Annotated in this window: 18 protein-coding genes; 6 read left to right on the top strand and 12 right to left on the bottom strand. The window is 72.2% G+C overall.

Going from position 1 to position 15305, the window contains the following annotated elements:
- Nucleotides 1–54: 54 nt before the first annotated feature.
- Entirely contained in the window at nucleotides 55–396 is a 342-nt protein-coding gene (locus tag AB0I15_RS34545) for a helix-turn-helix domain-containing protein (protein ID WP_358104805.1), read from the bottom strand.
- A 92-nt stretch (nucleotides 397–488) separates the two neighbouring features.
- Between AB0I15_RS34545 and AB0I15_RS34540 the strand changes: the two genes are divergently transcribed.
- Nucleotides 489–1148: an NAD(P)-binding domain-containing protein gene (locus AB0I15_RS34540; RefSeq protein WP_358104802.1), complete on the top strand. Its 660-nt coding sequence runs from the start codon at nucleotides 489–491 to the stop codon at nucleotides 1146–1148.
- A 92-nt stretch (nucleotides 1149–1240) separates the two neighbouring features.
- Nucleotides 1241–1612 carry a hypothetical protein gene (locus AB0I15_RS34535; RefSeq protein WP_358104799.1) on the top strand — a complete coding sequence of 124 codons (372 nt, stop codon included), beginning with the start codon at nucleotides 1241–1243 and terminating at the stop codon, nucleotides 1610–1612.
- Between the two features lie 27 nt (nucleotides 1613–1639).
- On the opposite strand, the gene AB0I15_RS34530 is transcribed toward AB0I15_RS34535, so the two are convergent.
- Nucleotides 1640–2299, bottom strand: coding sequence for an endonuclease V (locus AB0I15_RS34530; RefSeq protein WP_358104796.1), 660 nt, complete (start codon nucleotides 2297–2299; stop codon nucleotides 1640–1642).
- Nucleotides 2300–2353: 54 nt separating this feature from the next.
- Between AB0I15_RS34530 and AB0I15_RS34525 the strand changes: the two genes are divergently transcribed.
- From AB0I15_RS34525 to AB0I15_RS34515, 3 genes are read left to right on the top strand one after another with little or no spacing between them, the layout of a single operon-like run.
- Entirely contained in the window at nucleotides 2354–3568 is a 1215-nt protein-coding gene (locus tag AB0I15_RS34525) for an alpha/beta hydrolase (RefSeq protein WP_358104793.1), read from the top strand.
- A 58-nt stretch (nucleotides 3569–3626) separates the two neighbouring features.
- Nucleotides 3627–4940, top strand: a complete 1314-nt coding sequence (locus tag AB0I15_RS34520; protein WP_358104790.1) for an NAD(P)/FAD-dependent oxidoreductase — start codon at nucleotides 3627–3629, stop codon at nucleotides 4938–4940.
- Nucleotides 4941–4950: 10 nt separating this feature from the next.
- Nucleotides 4951–6564, top strand: coding sequence for an AMP-binding protein (locus tag AB0I15_RS34515; protein ID WP_358104786.1), 1614 nt, complete (start codon nucleotides 4951–4953; stop codon nucleotides 6562–6564).
- A gap of 18 nt (nucleotides 6565–6582) precedes the next feature.
- Here AB0I15_RS34515 and AB0I15_RS34510 read toward each other — a convergent pair whose 3' ends face one another.
- From AB0I15_RS34510 to AB0I15_RS34495, 4 genes are all read right to left on the bottom strand, one after another.
- The gene (locus AB0I15_RS34510; RefSeq protein ID WP_358104783.1) at nucleotides 6583–7299 is read right to left on the bottom strand and encodes a type 1 glutamine amidotransferase; all 717 of its coding nucleotides are present in this window, start codon (nucleotides 7297–7299) and stop codon (nucleotides 6583–6585) included.
- Between the two features lie 99 nt (nucleotides 7300–7398).
- Complete coding sequence (locus AB0I15_RS34505) at nucleotides 7399–8226, bottom strand: bifunctional 5,10-methylenetetrahydrofolate dehydrogenase/5,10-methenyltetrahydrofolate cyclohydrolase (protein WP_358104780.1); 828 nt, start codon at nucleotides 8224–8226, stop codon at nucleotides 7399–7401.
- Nucleotides 8223–8828, bottom strand: a complete 606-nt coding sequence (locus AB0I15_RS34500; protein ID WP_358104777.1) for a cyclodeaminase/cyclohydrolase family protein — start codon at nucleotides 8826–8828, stop codon at nucleotides 8223–8225. The genes AB0I15_RS34505 and AB0I15_RS34500 overlap by 4 nt, the downstream gene beginning before the upstream one ends.
- 28 nt (nucleotides 8829–8856) lie before the next feature.
- Nucleotides 8857–9369, bottom strand: coding sequence for a hypothetical protein (locus AB0I15_RS34495; protein ID WP_358104774.1), 513 nt, complete (start codon nucleotides 9367–9369; stop codon nucleotides 8857–8859).
- Nucleotides 9370–9585: 216 nt separating this feature from the next.
- Here AB0I15_RS34495 and AB0I15_RS34490 point away from each other — a divergent pair, with 216 nt between their 5' ends.
- Entirely contained in the window at nucleotides 9586–10494 is a 909-nt protein-coding gene (locus AB0I15_RS34490) for a superoxide dismutase (protein ID WP_358104772.1), read from the top strand.
- Nucleotides 10495–10549: 55 nt separating this feature from the next.
- Here AB0I15_RS34490 and AB0I15_RS34485 read toward each other — a convergent pair whose 3' ends face one another.
- From AB0I15_RS34485 to AB0I15_RS34460, 6 genes are all read right to left on the bottom strand, one after another.
- Complete coding sequence (locus AB0I15_RS34485) at nucleotides 10550–11311, bottom strand: chitosanase (RefSeq protein ID WP_358104770.1); 762 nt, start codon at nucleotides 11309–11311, stop codon at nucleotides 10550–10552.
- Between the two features lie 70 nt (nucleotides 11312–11381).
- The gene (locus AB0I15_RS34480; RefSeq protein WP_358104767.1) at nucleotides 11382–11987 is read right to left on the bottom strand and encodes an FMN reductase; all 606 of its coding nucleotides are present in this window, start codon (nucleotides 11985–11987) and stop codon (nucleotides 11382–11384) included.
- Nucleotides 11988–12007: 20 nt separating this feature from the next.
- Nucleotides 12008–13114 carry an LLM class flavin-dependent oxidoreductase gene (locus AB0I15_RS34475; RefSeq protein ID WP_358104765.1) on the bottom strand — a complete coding sequence of 369 codons (1107 nt, stop codon included), beginning with the start codon at nucleotides 13112–13114 and terminating at the stop codon, nucleotides 12008–12010.
- A gap of 129 nt (nucleotides 13115–13243) precedes the next feature.
- Entirely contained in the window at nucleotides 13244–13894 is a 651-nt protein-coding gene (locus tag AB0I15_RS34470; RefSeq protein WP_358104762.1) for an NAD(P)H-binding protein, read from the bottom strand.
- On the bottom strand, nucleotides 13891–14472 hold the full coding sequence (locus tag AB0I15_RS34465) for a DUF4291 domain-containing protein (protein ID WP_358104759.1): 582 nt from the start codon (nucleotides 14470–14472) through the stop codon (nucleotides 13891–13893). Before AB0I15_RS34465 ends, AB0I15_RS34470 begins: the two co-directional genes overlap by 4 nt.
- Before the next feature lie 41 nt (nucleotides 14473–14513).
- On the bottom strand, nucleotides 14514–15251 hold the full coding sequence (locus AB0I15_RS34460; protein ID WP_358104756.1) for a helix-turn-helix domain-containing protein: 738 nt from the start codon (nucleotides 15249–15251) through the stop codon (nucleotides 14514–14516).
- Nucleotides 15252–15305 lie beyond the last annotated feature (54 nt).

Below are 15305 nucleotides of genomic sequence, written 5' to 3'. Positions count from 1 at the left end.
TCCGACTTGCTACCCAGAGTAGTGATTCGGTAACACTCGGTCCAAGTAAAGTGTTCAGGTGAGCTCGACGCGATCCTGAGCCGCCATCACCTCGTCGGCGTGGTCGAAGGCCCACTCCCCGAACGCCTCGATCGGTCCCAGCAGGGTGCGGCCCAGGTCGGTCAGCTCGTATTCGACCCTGGGCGGCGCCTCCGCGTAGGCGCGGCGCACCACGAGGCCGTTGAACTCCAGGCGGCGCAGCGTCTCGGTCAGCACCTTGGTGCTGATGCCGCCGATCTCCTCACGCAGCCGGCCGGGGCGGCGCGGGCCGTGGCGGAGCGACCAGACGACGACCGCGTTCCAGGTGTTGGCGATCAGGTCGAAGGCGAGTCTGGCCTGGCAGTCGGCGAGGTACAACGGGGAGCCTCCGTTAGGCACCGAATGGTGTGCGACGAGATTTCTACAGTCCTCCTACCAGTAAAACCCCTTCGACTGACAGAGGACGGAACATGCGGATCGGGATCCTGGGCGCGGGCGACATGGCCGACGCGCTGGGAACGCAGTGGGCCAGGGCGGGCCACGAGGTGCTGATCAGCGGGCGCGACCCGGGCAGGAGCGCCGCCAGGGCGGAGCGGATGAGCGCGCGGGCGGGAGCCGTGGTGCGGGCCGGGACCTGGGCCGAGGCGGCCGGGTTCGGGCAGGCCGGAGTGGTGGCGGTCAGGGAGGCGGGGCTGCTCGCCACGTTGCAGGCGGCCGGCGCCGCGCTGCGCGGCAAGCCGCTCATCGACGTGACCAACGCCGCCGAGCCGGCCGCGTACGATCCCACGCGCTCCCTGGCGCGGCGGATCAGTGACATCACCGGCGCTCACGTGGTGAAGGGGTTCAACCTGTGCCACGTGGACGTGTGGCGGATGACGCCGCCGGTGTTCGACGGCCGGCCGCTGGCCGTGCCGCTGTGCGGGGACGACCCGGCCGCTCTGGAGGCCGCGCGCACGCTCGTCGCCGACCTCGGCTGCACCCCCGTGGACGGTGGCGGGCTGGAGCGGGCCGCGCAGCTCGAGGCGACGGCGGCGTTCATGATCGGCCTGTGGTTCGGCGGCGCCGACGCCCAGGCCGTCCTGCCGCCGCTGGCGCTGTCGGGCGCGCACGAGCCCCCCGCGTACGACTGACGGCGTAGCCGGGATGACGACGGGCGGCGGATGCCGTCCCCGAGGCCCGGCGGAATGCTGGAGACCTTCGCCGAGGTCAAAGGAGAGCTCCAGTGGTCACCCAGGTCGTCAAGGGGAGCGGGTACGCCACCGCGTTCAAGGCCGTCGCCGCGCTCAACACGCTGTCCGTGCTCGCGCAGGCGGTGACGGCCGGCCAGCTCATGAGCGGGGGAGGAGGGAGCCTGCACGGCGTGGGCGCCACGGCGGTGCACGTGCTGGGCCTGGCACAGCTCGTCGTGGCCGTGCTGCTGTGGCGGCCGGGGCGCGGCGCGGGCTGGCCGGCGCTGGTCAGCCTGGCCGTGCTGCTGCTCGGGTTCGTCCAGTCCGCGATGGGCGGGTCCGGCGTGGTGACGGTGCACGTGCCGCTCGGGATGACGCTCTTCGGGCTGAGCGTGTGGCTCCTGGTGTGGTCCTGGCGCCGCTGACCCCCAACGGCACCCGGTCTCGCGGGGTCAGGCCGGGTGGCGGGCCAGGTGGTCGGCGTGGCGGATCGGCTCCGGGAGGCGGTAGCGGGCGGCCAGGCGCAGCACCTGGTCGGTGGCGGTGTCCAGGGAGATGCGGTGGCCCTGGGAGACGTACACCGGCTTGACATCGGGCTGGGTGCGCAGGGCCCGGCCTACGACGGCGCCCTCGTGAACGATCGGCGTCCACGCGCCGCGCTCCCGGCCCGGCGTCTCATGCGTGCCGACGAACGGTGTCTTGCCGACCCCCACCGCCGGCAGCCCGGTCAGCACGCCGAGGTGGCAGGCCAGGCCGAACCCGCGCGGGTGGGCCAGCCCGTAGCCGTCGCAGACGAGCAGGCCGGGCGTCACGGTGAGCCGTTCGAGCGCTCGTACCAGGGCGGGCAACTCGCGGAAGGCGAACAGGCCGGGCACGTACGGGAAGGCCGCCTCGCCGTGGATCACCACCTGCTCCACCGGCTCCAGCGTGCCCGCGTCGAGGACGACCACCGCGGCCGTCAGCTCGTCGTCGCCGTGGTAGTGCACGTCGAGACCCGCCACCAGCGTGAACGCGGTCGGCCCGGTGAGCTCGACCTCCCCGCGGAGCCGGTCCTGGACGGCCTCGGCCTCGGCGACGGTGGTGGGCCAGGGGTGAAGCTGCTTCACATGCACCGGCCCAAACTACGGCACGGCGGGCCCCTCCCGGTTTCTGTAGGGTCTGGCCCCATGAACGATGTCCTGGTGGTCGTCGGCCCCGGCGTGACGGCCGATCCGGCCCTGCTGGCGGAGATCGCGGGGCGCGAGTTCGCGGCGGCGGGCGTGAGCGGCGACCTCGTCCACGCCCACGACGCTGCCCACCTGCGGTCCCTCCTGTCCGACGGCACGGTGGTGCTCCCCGGGCCGACGCCGGAGGTCCGCGCGCTGATGGGGCGGCCGCTGGGGGAGGTGGTGTGGGTGGACCTCTGGCGGGCGGACGGGGTGGCGGCCGGCGATGGCGCCACCCACCTGCACGGGCGCGGCGTCGCCGGGCTGGCCTGGGGGATCCGGCACGCCGTGCACCGAAGCCGGCATCCGTCCCGGCGGATCGCGTACGGCATGGACGCGCCGGAGCAGTGGGGCGACCTGTACGTGCCCGCGAGAAGCGACCTGTACCGGCCTGCGGGGGGTGAGCTGTACCTGCCTGAGGGGAGCGACCCGGCCGGGCAGGCGTCCTTGGCCAGGGCGCCGGTCGTGGTGCTGATCCACGGTGGTTACTGGCGCTCGATCTGGGCGGCCGACCTCATGGAGGCGCTCTGCGCCGACCTGACCGCGCGCGGCCTCGCGGTGTGGAACCTCGAATACCGCCGCCCCGACCTGCACGGCTGGCGGACCACCACGGCGGACGTGGCCGCGGGCCTGGCGGCGCTCGCCGGGCTCGGCGACGTCGTTGACCTCGGCCGGATCGCCGTCGCCGGACACTCGGCCGGAGCCCAGCTCGCCCTGCGCGCGGTGGCCGACCGGACCGGGACCACACCCCGCGTGCCGCCACCCGCCTCCCGGTCCGCGTCCCCGCCTGTGGCGTCGAGGGCGCCGTCGCGCGTGCCGGTGCCTGGGTCGCCGGTCATCTCCCTGGTCGTGTCGCTGGCCGGGGTGCTCGACCTGGTCGAAGGCGAGCGCCGGTGGATCGGCACCGGGGCCGTCGCGGCCGCTCTCGGGGACGCGCGGGACGCCGACGCCTCACCCCTCCTGCGGGTGCCGCTCGGCGTGCCCCAGCTCGTCGTGCAGGGCGCGGCCGACGACCTGGACCTGGTCGACTTCGGACGCCGCTACGCACGGGCGGCCCAGCAGGCAGGCGATGACGTGACATATCTGGAAATGCCCGGCGACCACTTCGACGTCATCACCCCTTCCACCCCGATCTGGCAGGCCACCGCCCGCGCCATCACCGAGGCGCTCACGTAGCCGGCACAACCGGACGTCCCAACTGGACAGGCGCCGCACCCCGCCGTACGAAGGAGGGATGGAGGTCACGATCGTCGGGGCCGGGCTCGTCGGCTGTCTGCTCGCCTGCTTCCTGGCCCGCCGCAACCACACCGTCACCCTGTACGAACGCCGCCCCGACCCCCGCGAGGAGGGCCCCGACCGCGGCCGGTCGATCAACCTGGCCATCTCCGAACGCGGCATCGACGCCCTGCGCCGCCTCGGCCTGGACGGCAAGGTCCTCCACACGGCGCTCCCCATGCCGGGCCGGATGATGCACGCCCCCGACGGCACCCTGACCTTCCAGCCCTACAGCGCCGACCGCTCCCACGCCATCAACTCCATCGGCCGCGCCGACCTGAACCGCCGGCTCCTCGACGCGGCCACCGCCCTGCCCGGCGTGGAGGTCCGCTTCGGGCACCGGCTCACCGGCCTGGACGAGCGCACGGGCCGGCTGGAGTTCGAGCACGGCAGGACGGAACCGGCCCGGGTGGTGATCGGCGCGGACGGGGCGTACAGCGCGGTCAGGGCCAGGCTGCAGCAGGTGCCCGGGGTGAACTTCAGCCAGGAGTACCTGGACTACGGCTACAAGGAGCTGTCGATCCCGGCGAGGAACGGCGCGTTCGCCATGGATCCGGGCGCGCTGCACATCTGGCCGCGCGGCCGCTCGATGATGATCGCCCTGCCGAACCCGGACCGCTCGTTCACCTGCACCCTGTTCTGGCCGCACGAGACCCTCACCGCCCTGGACACCCCGCAGCGGATCAGGGCGTACTTCGCCCAGCACTACCCGGACGCGTTCGAGCTGATGCCCGACCTGGTCCCCGCCTTCCGCGACAACCCGGTCGGCCACCTGGTCACCATGCGCTGCTCGCCCTGGCACGTCACCACCGGCGCCGCCGCGATCGGGCTGGTCGGCGACGCCGCGCACGCCATCGTGCCCTTCTACGGCCAGGGCGCGAACTGCGGGTTCGAGGACTGCGTCGAGCTGGACCGCTGCCTGGACGAGGCGGACGACGACTTCCCCCGCGCGCTGGAGCTCTTCGAGCGCCGCAAGGCCGACACCGACGTGATCGCCCGGCTGGCCCTGGACAACTTCGTGGAGATGCGCGACAAGGTCGGCTCCCGGGCGTTCCTGGCGGGCAAGCGCCTGGAGCACGCGCTGGAGCGGGTGCTGCCCGGCTACGCCTCCCGCTACGAGCTGGTCTCGTTCTCGACGACGCCGTACGCCCAGGTGGAGCGGCGTGTCACCCGCCAGCGCCGCCTGGTCGCGGGCGCGGCGGCGGCACTGCTGGCACTGGCGTTCGCGGCGCGCCGCAGACGGGGACTGGTGCGTACGCGGGCGGGCGGCTGACACTGTGGGCATGCTGTCGTACTCCAGCGCCACCGCCGAGACTGCCCTGCTGGGCGAGACCATCGGCGCGAACCTCGAACGCACCGCGGCCCGCTTCGGCGACCGGGAAGCCCTCGTCGACGTGCCGGCGGGCCGCAGGTGGACCTACGCGCGACTGAACGCCGACGTCGACGACCTGGCCAGGGCCCTGCTGGCCCGGGGCATCGCGAGGGGCGACCGGGTGGGCATCTGGGCGCCCAACCGGGCCGAATGGGTGCTCGTCCAGTACGCCACCGCCAAGATCGGCGCGATCCTCGTCAACGTCAACCCGGCCTACCGCACCCACGAGTTGCGCTACGTGGCCGAGCAGTCCGGCATGCGGCTGCTGATCAGCGCCCAGGAGCACAAGGGCAGCGACTACCGCAAGATGATCGAGGAGATCGGCTTCACCGACGCCGTCTATCTCGACGACCCCACCTGGGAGGCCCTGACCGCGCGCAAGGCGGATCGCGCGGCGCTGGAGGCCCGGATGGCGGAGCTGGCCTTCGACGACCCGATCAACATCCAGTACACCTCGGGCACCACCGGCTTCCCGAAGGGCGCGACGCTGTCGCACCACAACATCCTCAACAACGGCTACTTCGTCGGCGAGCTGATCCACTACACCGAGCGGGACCGCGTCTGCCTGCCGGTGCCGTTCTACCACTGCTTCGGCATGGTCATGGGCAACCTGGGCGCCACCACGCACGGCTCCTGCATCGTCATCCCGTCGCCCGGCTTCGACCCGGAGGCGACGCTGCGCGCCGTGCAGGAGGAGCGGTGCACGTCCCTGTACGGGGTGCCGACCATGTTCATCGCCGAGCTGGCCCTGGCCGCGAGGTTCGACCTGTCCTCGCTGCGGACCGGCATCATGGCGGGCTCCCCGTGCCCGGTCGAGGTGATGAAGCGCGTCGTCGGCGAGATGAACATGCGCGAGGTCGCCATCTGCTACGGCATGACCGAGACCTCGCCCGTGTCCACGATGACCAGGTCCGACGACGACCTGGCACGCAGGACCGAGACCGTGGGCCGGGTGATGCCGCACGTCGAGGTGAAGATCGTCGACCCCGAGACGCGGCTCACGGCGCCGCGGGGCGAGCCCGGGGAGCTGTGCACGCGCGGCTACTCGGTCATGCTCGGCTACTGGAACGAGCCGGAGAAGACGGCCGAGGCCATCGACGCGGCGCGGTGGATGCGTACCGGGGACCTGGCCACGATGGACGACGCCGGCTACGTCAACGTGGTGGGCCGGATCAAGGACATGATCATCAGGGGCGGCGAGAACGTCTACCCGCGCGAGATCGAGGAGTTCCTCTACGGTCATCCGGACATCGCCGACGTCCAGGTCATCGGGGTGCCGGACGAGAAGTACGGCGAGGAGGTCATGGCCTGGGTCGTCATGCGGCCGGGCACGAGCCCGCTGACGGCGGAGCTGGTCAGGGAGTACTGCGCGGGCCGGCTGGCGCACTACAAGATCCCCCGCTACGTGCACGTCGCGGACGCGTTCCCGCTGACCGTGACCGGCAAGATCAGGAAGGTCGAGATGCGGGAACGCTCGGTCGAACTGCTCGGCCTCCAGGCGGCGGCCCGAATCCGCAACGCCTGACCGGCGCAGGGCGCGCGGTCAGGCGGAGACCTCCGCGTCGCGGCGGGCCGCGTGGCGGGTGACCAGGGCGGCGAACCGGTCGGTCACCAGGCGCCAGATCGGCGTGGACACCGGCTCGTCCGCCACCGCCCGCGCGTACACCTCGTCGGGGTCGAAGCCGTCGGCGCGCCACTCCCGGATGCGCGCCGGCAGCACCTCCGGGTGGAACTGCACGCCCCAGGCCCGCTCGCCCACCCGGAACGCCTGGTACGGGCAGCGCTCCGTCTCGGCCAGGTGCACGGCCCCGGCCGGCAGCCGGGTGATCGCGTCCTTGTGGTGCTCGACGGCGGGCACCACCGGCGGCAGGTCGTGGAAGAGCGGGTCGGCGGCGGCCTCCGCCCTGATCGTGACCGGCAGGCTGCCGTTCTCCGGCGCGCCCACGTCGCCGGTCACCTCGCCACCGGCGACCTCGGCGAGCATCTGGCCGCCCAGGCAGATGCCGAACAGCGGCACCTCCTGCGCCAGCGCCCGCCCCATCAGCCGCCTGGCGTCGCGTAGCCACGGCGCCCGGTCGTCGTCGCCCGGCAGATAGCCGCCGCCCAGCATGATCATGGCGTCGTGCTCCAGGCGGGCGGGCAGCGGGGCGCCCTCGTGGGCCGGGACGAGGTCCAGCTCGTGGCCGGCCTCCGCGAGCCAGTCGCCCACCCGGCTGGGGCCGCCGCTCCTGCTGTTCTGGACGATCAGGATGTCACCCATCGTTGGCCTCCGCCACGAAGTCGAGAATGCGCGCGCCACGTCCGCCACACGGGCGGCGCGGCGCCAGGACCCTCCCCAGGGCCCTTCCAGGAAGCGGGGTCACGGCAGGTTCGCGGCCCTGGCCGTGTGGCGCAGCAGCAGGGCGGTCGTGACCGGGCCGACGCCGCCGGGCACCGGGGTGAGCGCCCCGGCCACCCGGGAGACCGCCTCGAAGTCCACGTCACCGGTCAGCCCGCCGTCGTCCGTCGGGTTGGTGCCGACGTCGATCACCACCGCGCCCGGCGCCACGTGCCCGGCGCCGATCAGCCCCGCCCGCCCCACGGCGGCCACCAGCACCTCCGCCGTGGCGGTCACCGAGGCCAGGTCGCGGGTGCGCGAGTGGCAGACGGTGACGGTGGCGTGCCGGTCGAGCAGCAGGAGGGCGAGCGGCTTGCCCACCACGGTCGAGCGGCCCACCACCACGGCCCGCCGCCCGGACAGCTCCACCTCGTAGTGGTCGAGCAGCGCCATCACGGCCGCCGCCGTGGCGGGCGGGAACGCGGGCAGCCCGGCGGCCAGCCGCCCCAGCGACAGCGGGTTGGCCCCGTCGACGTCCTTGCGCGGATCGATGGCCGCGGCCAGCTCCTGCGCCGAGGCGCCGGCGGGCAGCGGGGTCTGCAGCATGACGCCGTGGACGCCCGGGTCGGCGCTGAGCCTGGCCAGCGTCTCGCCGATGCGGTCGGGGGTGGCGGCCGGGCCCAGGTCGAGCACGTCGCAGGCGATGCCCACGCCGGCCGCCGCCTTGGCGATCGAGCGGACGTACCACAGGCTCGCCTCGTCGTCCGTGGCCGCCACCACGGCCAGTCTCGGCTGCGGGCCCGCCGCCGCCTCGGCCTGTGTCTGGGCCCTGATGGCGGCGGCCAGGTCTTTGCCGGTCAGCGTCTTCACGGCTTGATCTCCTCGCGTACTTCGGCGGTCACCCAGTCTGCCCTGGCCACGGCCGCGTCCACGCCGGAGATCCGGATGTTCAGCTCTTCGCGTACTCGTTCGTCCTTGATGCCGCCCAGGTTGACCTCCACGTTCACCCTGGCGGTGGTGAGCGCGGCGCGGGCGGCCTCCGCGGCGGCGGCCACGTCGGTGACGACGTTGCGGTTGCCGATCGGCAGCAGCAGCTCGCAGAGCTCGACCACGCGGGTGGCGGCCTCGGCCACCCGGGCGGGCGGCTCGGCCGCGCCGGCCAGCGCCCTGGCGATGGCGGCGCTGCGCTCCTCGCCCTTGGGCAGGCGGTAGGCGTCGGTGACCGCCGTGAACGCCGCCGCGTCCTGCTCGGCCAGCTTCAGCGCCCGCACCCGCAGGGTGTCGGTCTCCGCGATGACGGCCACGATGGTCTCGGCGTGGTCGGTGTACTTCTCCCCGGTGCTGTAGCGGGCCACCATGCCGAGCAGCGCGGCGGCCTGCGCCGCGTGCAGGGCCGCCGTCGCGCCGCCGCCGGGGGCGGGCACCCGGTCGGCCAGCTCGGTCAGGAAGTCGCCGATCTTCAAGTCGCGCATGGCGGCATTCTGCCAGGCGACCCGGGGCTCAATCGCGGTACATCGGCCTGGTGGCGTCCTCGGGTCCGTTGTGCGGCAGGTACGGCGCCGCCACATTCCTCTCGTACGGCCCCTCGTACAGGACGGGCTCCCTGCGCGACCGCCACCGGGACGGGAACGCCGAGACGACCAGCAGCAGCACCCCCAGGAAGAGCTGCAGCCCCGAGTACGCCAGCGTCATGAAGCCCGTCGAGAGGGCGGCGGGCAGCCAGTTCTCCGCCAGCACCCGCACACCGGTCAGCTCGATCAGGGGCACGACCCCCAGAGCGGTGAACGACAGGCCGCCCAGCAGCGATGCCACGGGTGACAGGCGGGAGCCGGCCAGGAAGGCGAGGACGATCCCCGCCGCGGCCAGCGCCCCCAGCGCGAGCCAGGAGATCTGGAACGCCTGCACGGCCTGGAGCCGCAGATCGCCGACGCCGAACCAGAGGCCGGCGGCGACCAGAGGAGGAAGGAGCAGCCCCGCGACCACTCCGAGAGCATGACGGGCACCGTTTGACATGATTAACCCCGTTTGTTGGTCTCCGTCCCAAGCTACTCGCCCGCCGCCTCCGGCGTGGTGTGGTCTCCGACTCCGGTCGGGTGCCGGCGGGCCCGGTGACGTCCCGGCCGGTACGTTCGTGGCGCCGGGAGCGCCGCCCTGACACATGCTGAAGAGTTTCTGTGAAGGCGATGATGGGTCTTTGCCCCGGCCGATGATCGGGGCATCGTGGGCCGCATGAGATCCGCGATCCTGAAGACCGCACTCAGTGCCATCGTCGTGGTCCTGCTCGCCGGCGCACCGGCGCAGGCCATCACGAAGCCCGACACCTTCCCGCTGCCCAACGGGTTCCAGCCGGAGGGCATCGCCATCGGGGGGCCGTACGCCTACTTCGGCTCGCGCGCGACCGGTGACATCTACCGGGCCGACCTTCGCACCGGTAAGGGGGCCGTGATCAGCAAGGGGCCGGGCACGCAGTCGCTCGGGCTCAAGACCGACGGGCGCGGGCGGCTGTTCGTGGCCGGGGGCAACGCCGGCAACGCGCGGGTGATCGACCTGCGTACCGGGGCGGTGCTCAAGTCGTACCAGCTCGCCACCGGCACGTCGTTCGTCAACGACGTGATCCTCGTCGGCCGGGCCGCGTACTTCACCGACTCCGCCAACCCCGTGCTGTACAAGCTGGAGCTCGGCCGGGGCGGCGCGCTGCCCGACGCGGCCGTCAGCATCCCGCTCAGCGGCGCCATCCAGTACACGACCGGCAACAACGCCAACGGCATCGCCCCCAGCCCCGACGGCAGGTCGCTGCTGATCGTCCAGTCGAACACCGGCAAACTGTTCGAGGTGAACCCGTCCTCCGGTGTCACCACCGAGGTCGGCCTGGGCGGTGAGCTGCTGACCAACGGCGACGGCCTGCTGCTGTCGGGCCGCACGCTGTACGCCGTCCAGAACCGCCTGAACACCATCGCCGTGCTCGCCCTGGCCCGTGACGGCGCGTCGGGCACGGTCACGCGGCGGATCACCGACCCCAGGTTCGACGTCCCGACCACGGTCGCCGCCCGCGGTCACCGCCTCTACCTGCCCAACGCCCGCTTCACGACCCCGCCGACCCCCGACACGACGTACGACGTGGTCGCCGTCAAGCGCTGACCCCGACCGTCGAGCGCCGACCCCCTCGACGGGACGCGGCCCGCGCCGCGTCCCGTCACTTCTTGATCGTGTAGCTGTCGCCGTAGACCTTCCAGGTCAGCGGCGGGTTGAGGTCGAGGTTGCCGTTCTTGAGGAACACCCGCTGCATGGTGTCCACCCGGGTCGTGTCCTCGTGCGCCTCCTCGGCCTTCATCGCCGCCTTGCGCGCGTCCAGGAACGCGTTCAGGTACGTCACCTCGTTCCCGCCCTGCGCGGGCGGCTTGGCCTTGGCCAGGGCGCTCTTCCTGATGCCGCCGAAGCTCAGCTTGCTGGTGCCGGGGCCGTGCATGACGATGGCGTCGTAGTACACGAACTGGCCGAGCGTCCGCAGCCCGTCCTTCTTGGCCTGCGCCACGGCCGGGTCGAAGTAGGAGCGGTCGCGCTCGTCGTTCTGGGCCTGCTGGAAGGCGGGGTCCTTGGCGGCCGTCTTCCAGGCCGCGACGAAGGGCGCCCCGAGGCCCTGGTGGGAGTCGGTGCCGTTGACCTTGCGCAGCGCGGGCAGGTATTTGGCCAGCACGTTGCCCGGTTTGCGCTTGGCGTAGAGCTCGACCAGCTCCAGCATGTCGCCGGTGCCTGAGCAGAAGCCGATGATGCCGGCCGTGTAGCCGCGCTCGTCCTCGATGTCCTCGATGTAGCCGTACTGGGCCTTCCAGTCGAGCGAGGAGTTCTCCGCGCTGGACACCAGCCGCATGGCGATGTCCTTCTTGTGCGGGTCGGCGAGTCCGGCACCTGCGCCGGAGACGGTGAGGGAGAGGGTGAGGAGGGCGGCGGTCAGCACCTGGGCTCCAATTCGTTAGGAAAGGTTCCTAACGGACCATACTCCCGGCGCGGGCCACGCGCCGGGAAAACTAGTCGAGTGGCCGCAAAGCCGCCAGTTGCTGCTCGAAGGGTACGACCTCGTCCAGCGGCTCCTCGCGCCGGGGACCACGCTGCGTCAGCATGCCGGCGAGCTCCTCGGCGGCCCGCGCGACGCGCTCGCCGAGCCCGTCCGTGAACGCGTCGCGCCCGCCGCCCCAGTCCTCCGAGGCCGCGTAGACGGCGGTCGGGACGACCACGGCCCGCAGGTAGGCGAACAGCGGCCGCAGCGCGTGCTCCAGCGCCAGCGAGTGGCGGGCGGTGCCGCCGGTGGCCGCGATCAGCACCGGCTTGCCCGCCAGCGCCGTGTTGTCGAGCACGTCGAAGAACGACTTGAACAGCCCGCTGTACGAGCCGCTGAAGATCGGCGTGACCACGATGAGCCCGTCGGACTCCGACACGGCCCCGATGGCCTCGCGCAGCCTGCCGCCCGCGAATCCGGTCACGAAGTTGTTCGCGATGTCCACGGCCAGGTCGCGCAGCTCGATCACGCGCACCTCCACGTCCACCCGCTGCGCGACCGCGGCGGCCAGGCGGTCGGCGAGCAGGCGGGTCGAGGAGGGCTGCGTCAGCCCCGCCGTGACGACGACGAGCTTCATGGTTCTCCTTCTCCGGGGGTTCAGGCTTCTACGGGCTCGGGTGCGTCGGCGGGTGCGTTCTTCTCGGCGAGTCGTGCCGCGTGCGTGGGCGCGCCGGGCACCTCGGCCGGCCGATCCTTGGCGAACTCCTCCCGCAGCACCGGGACGACCTCCTCGCCGAGAAGGTCGAGCTGCTCCAGCACGGTCTTCAGCGGCAGGCCCGCGTGGTCCATGAGGAAGAGCTGGCGCTGGTAGTCGCCGAAGAACTCCCTGAACTCGAGGGTCCGGTCGATGACCTGCTGCGGGCTGCCCACGGTGAGCGGGGTCTCGGCCATGAACTCCTCCAGGGAGGGGCCGTGGCCGTACACGGGGGCGACGTCGAAGTACGGGCGGAACTCGCGTACCGCGTCCTGGGAGTTCCTGCGCATGAACACCTGGCCGCCGAGGCCCACGATGGCCTGCTCGGGCGTGCCGTGGCCGTAGTGGGCGTACCGCTGCCGGTAGAGGTTGATCAGGCGCATGAAGTGCTCCTTCGGCCAGAAGATGTTGTTGGCGAAGAAGCCGTCGCCGTAGTAGGCGGCCTGCTCGGCGATCTCGGGGGTGCGGATCGAGCCGTGCCAGACGAACGGCGGCACTCCGTCGAGCGGGCGCGGCGTGCTCGTGAACCCCTGCAGCGGCGTACGGAAGTGTCCCTCCCAGTCCACCACGTCCTCGCGCCAGAGCCGGTGCAGCAGCGCGTAGTTCTCGACGGCGAGCGGGATGCCCTGCCTGATGTCCTGCCCGAACCACGGGTAGACGGGCCCGGTGTTGCCCCGGCCCAGCATGAGATCCACCCGGCCGTCCGCCAGGTGCTGCAGCATGGCGAAGTCCTCGGCGATCTTGACCGGGTCGTTGGTCGTGATCAGCGTGGTGGCCGTGGACAGCTGGAGCCGCTCGGTCTTGGCCGCGATGTAGCCGAGCATGGTCGTCGGCGAGGACGGGACGAAGGGCGGGTTGTGGTGCTCGCCCGTCGCGAACACGTCGAGGCCCACCTCCTCCGCCTTGAGCGCGATCGTCACCATCGCCTTGATCCGCTCGTGCTCCGTCGGCGTCCTGCCGGTGGTGGGGTCGGTGGTCACGTCGCCCACACTGAAGATTCCGAACTGCACTTTAGTCACCATCCATGACTGTTGAATCTTTGACGGCTAGGGTAGCGTCACGGCCTCCCGGGATATTCCATAATCCGGCATTCCGGAGAGCTGCGGGACCCTCGGGCCGGCGTGACGGTGCCGCGCGGGTCAGAGGGCGTTGATGTCCGCGGGCCCGAGGATCCGCTTGGGCGCACCCCGCTCGGCCACCGTGATCATCGCCTGCCCGATCCGCTCGGTCGTGGTCATCCCCGGGCCGAACCACCGCCGCAGCAGCGGATAGAGCGGCCGCGCCACGACATAGGCCAGCCGGTAGAACCGCGTCCGCGAGGTGACGCCGTGCATCGGCTGGATGTAGCCGGGGCGGAACATGTACGCCTCCAGAGGCAGGGCCAGCAGCGCGTTCTCGGTCTCGCCCTTCACCCTGGCCCACATGGCCCGCCCCTGGGCGTCGGTGCCGACGCCGGACACGTACACGAAGGCCGACCCCGGGCTCAGCCGCGCCAGCGTCTCGGCCACCGACAGCGTGAAGTCGTAGGTGACGCGCCGGTAGGCCCGCTCGCCCATCCCGGCCGACGAGACCCCCAGGCAGAAGAAGCACGCGTCGTGGCCGCCCAGCTCGCCCTCGATCGCCGCCAGGTCGAGCAGGTCGGCGTGCCGGATCTCGCGCAGCTTGTCATGCGCGACCCCGGTCGCGTTCCGCCCGACCGCGAGCACGGCCGTGACCCGCTCGTCGAGCAGGCACTCCCTGAGCACCCCCCGCCCGACCATCCCGGTCCCCCCGAACAGGATCACCTTCATGGCCGGTCGGCTCCGATCGTCTTCGCGAGGTCGTCCGGCAGTGGGTACGGGTGTTCGGCGGGGAGCAGGGCGCTCACGTCCGCGCCGCTCGTCACCCCCGCGCGCACCTCGCGCACCAGGTCCGTGATGTCGCTGATCCCCATCGTCCACTCGTCCACGTAACGCCGCACCGCCTCCCCGGAGAGCCCGATCTGGATCGACCGGTACGGCAGCGCCTGATGCCGTGTCCCCCGTTCAGGATCCCACTGGACGCGCACGGGGCTGCGGCGCACCCGCTCCGCCCAGCCAGGATCGCGGTCGTCGTGGCTCAGGCACGCCTGGGCCAGGGCCCAGGCGAACCCCTCCCGGGTCAGCTCGATCGCCAGCACCCGCTCCTGACCGGGCTTGGTCGCGTAGCCGCACCGGTACATCATCCACAGGAACGACGGCTTGATCCACGTCATCCGCTCCCGCTTGAAGGGCGGCACGAAGCGCTGCGCGGCCACGGCCGGGGTGGCGATGGCGGCGTCGTACGCCTGGTAGACGGTGATGGACTCCTCGGTGTGGGCGGCTCGGATCTGGCGGTACGGCACGTTCATGCCGCCCACCTTGGCGAAGGAGCGCCCCGGTGGGCAACGGATTATGCCCGCGCCAGGTCCCTGACCGCGGCCACCAGGCGGGCCGAGGCGGCCTGGGGGATGGCCAGGCCGCGGGTCGAGATGCCGATGGCCCACTGGGTGCCGGGCACGACCGCGCCCGCGCAGGCCACCTCGTCCCTGAACTGCCCGTGCTCCTCCACGACCTGCCCCGGCCGCAGCCTGGCCAGCTCCTGCTCCAGGTCCTCCACGCTGGCGGGGGTGCAGGAGGTGAAGCGGCGCAGGCCGTAGCCGGTCAGGAGGCCGCGCCGGGCGCGGGACGGGAGCGAGAGCAGCAGCGCCTTGCCGAGCGCGGTGGCGTGCGGCGCCGTCTCCAGCCCCGCCTGGAGGTCCTCCAGCCACGGTGAGCGCGGCCCCTCGGCCACGTCCACCACGACCAGCCGCCCGTCGGCGAGCTGCGCCAGGTACGCGGTATGCCCGGAGGCGTCGGCCAGGTGCCGCAGCACCGCCGAGGCGCGCGGCGGCCGTTCGAACGCCTCCAGCATCTCGTGGTAGCGCTCGGCCACCTGCGAGCCGAGCACATAGTCGCCGTCGGGCCGCCGGTGCAGGTAACCCTCGTAACACAACGTACGGACCAGGTGGTAGGAGGTGGACAGGTTGAGGCCGCATCGGCGGGCGATGACCTTGACCGACAGCGGCCGGTCGGCCCGCGCGACCTCTTCCAGCACGCGGAGCGCGCGAGAGACGCTGCGGATCAGATCGCTGGGTTGTTCGCCGGTCATCCACCCAGCATCTTCGCTGTACCGGCTTCTCTCACCTTACGTGAAGGAGCGAGC

This window comes from Nonomuraea sp. NPDC050643, assembly GCF_040654715.1.
Lineage (GTDB): Bacteria > Actinomycetota > Actinomycetes > Streptosporangiales > Streptosporangiaceae > Nonomuraea.
Note: the sequence above shows the minus strand (reverse complement) of the source record. Positions and strands in the feature narration are given on the sequence as shown.

Bases quoted from the DNA above. Each gene is read 5' to 3' on its own strand.
- AB0I15_RS34465 (WP_358104759.1), bottom strand. From the start codon at position 14,472: ATGAACGTGCCGTACCGCCAGATCCGAGCCGCCCACACCGAGGAGTCC.
- AB0I15_RS34540 (WP_358104802.1), top strand. From the start codon at position 489: ATGCGGATCGGGATCCTGGGCGCGGGCGACATGGCCGACGCGCTGGGA.
- AB0I15_RS34495 (WP_358104774.1), bottom strand. From the start codon at position 9,369: ATGTCAAACGGTGCCCGTCATGCTCTCGGAGTGGTCGCGGGGCTGCTC.
- AB0I15_RS34490 (WP_358104772.1), top strand. From the start codon at position 9,586: ATGAGATCCGCGATCCTGAAGACCGCACTCAGTGCCATCGTCGTGGTC.
- AB0I15_RS34470 (WP_358104762.1), bottom strand. From the start codon at position 13,894: ATGAAGGTGATCCTGTTCGGGGGGACCGGGATGGTCGGGCGGGGGGTG.
- AB0I15_RS34515 (WP_358104786.1), top strand. From the start codon at position 4,951: ATGCTGTCGTACTCCAGCGCCACCGCCGAGACTGCCCTGCTGGGCGAG.
- AB0I15_RS34525 (WP_358104793.1), top strand. From the start codon at position 2,354: ATGAACGATGTCCTGGTGGTCGTCGGCCCCGGCGTGACGGCCGATCCG.
- AB0I15_RS34460 (WP_358104756.1), bottom strand. From the start codon at position 15,251: ATGACCGGCGAACAACCCAGCGATCTGATCCGCAGCGTCTCTCGCGCG.
- AB0I15_RS34500 (WP_358104777.1), bottom strand. From the start codon at position 8,828: ATGCGCGACTTGAAGATCGGCGACTTCCTGACCGAGCTGGCCGACCGG.
- AB0I15_RS34480 (WP_358104767.1), bottom strand. From the start codon at position 11,987: ATGAAGCTCGTCGTCGTCACGGCGGGGCTGACGCAGCCCTCCTCGACC.
- AB0I15_RS34510 (WP_358104783.1), bottom strand. From the start codon at position 7,299: ATGGGTGACATCCTGATCGTCCAGAACAGCAGGAGCGGCGGCCCCAGC.
- AB0I15_RS34520 (WP_358104790.1), top strand. From the start codon at position 3,627: ATGGAGGTCACGATCGTCGGGGCCGGGCTCGTCGGCTGTCTGCTCGCC.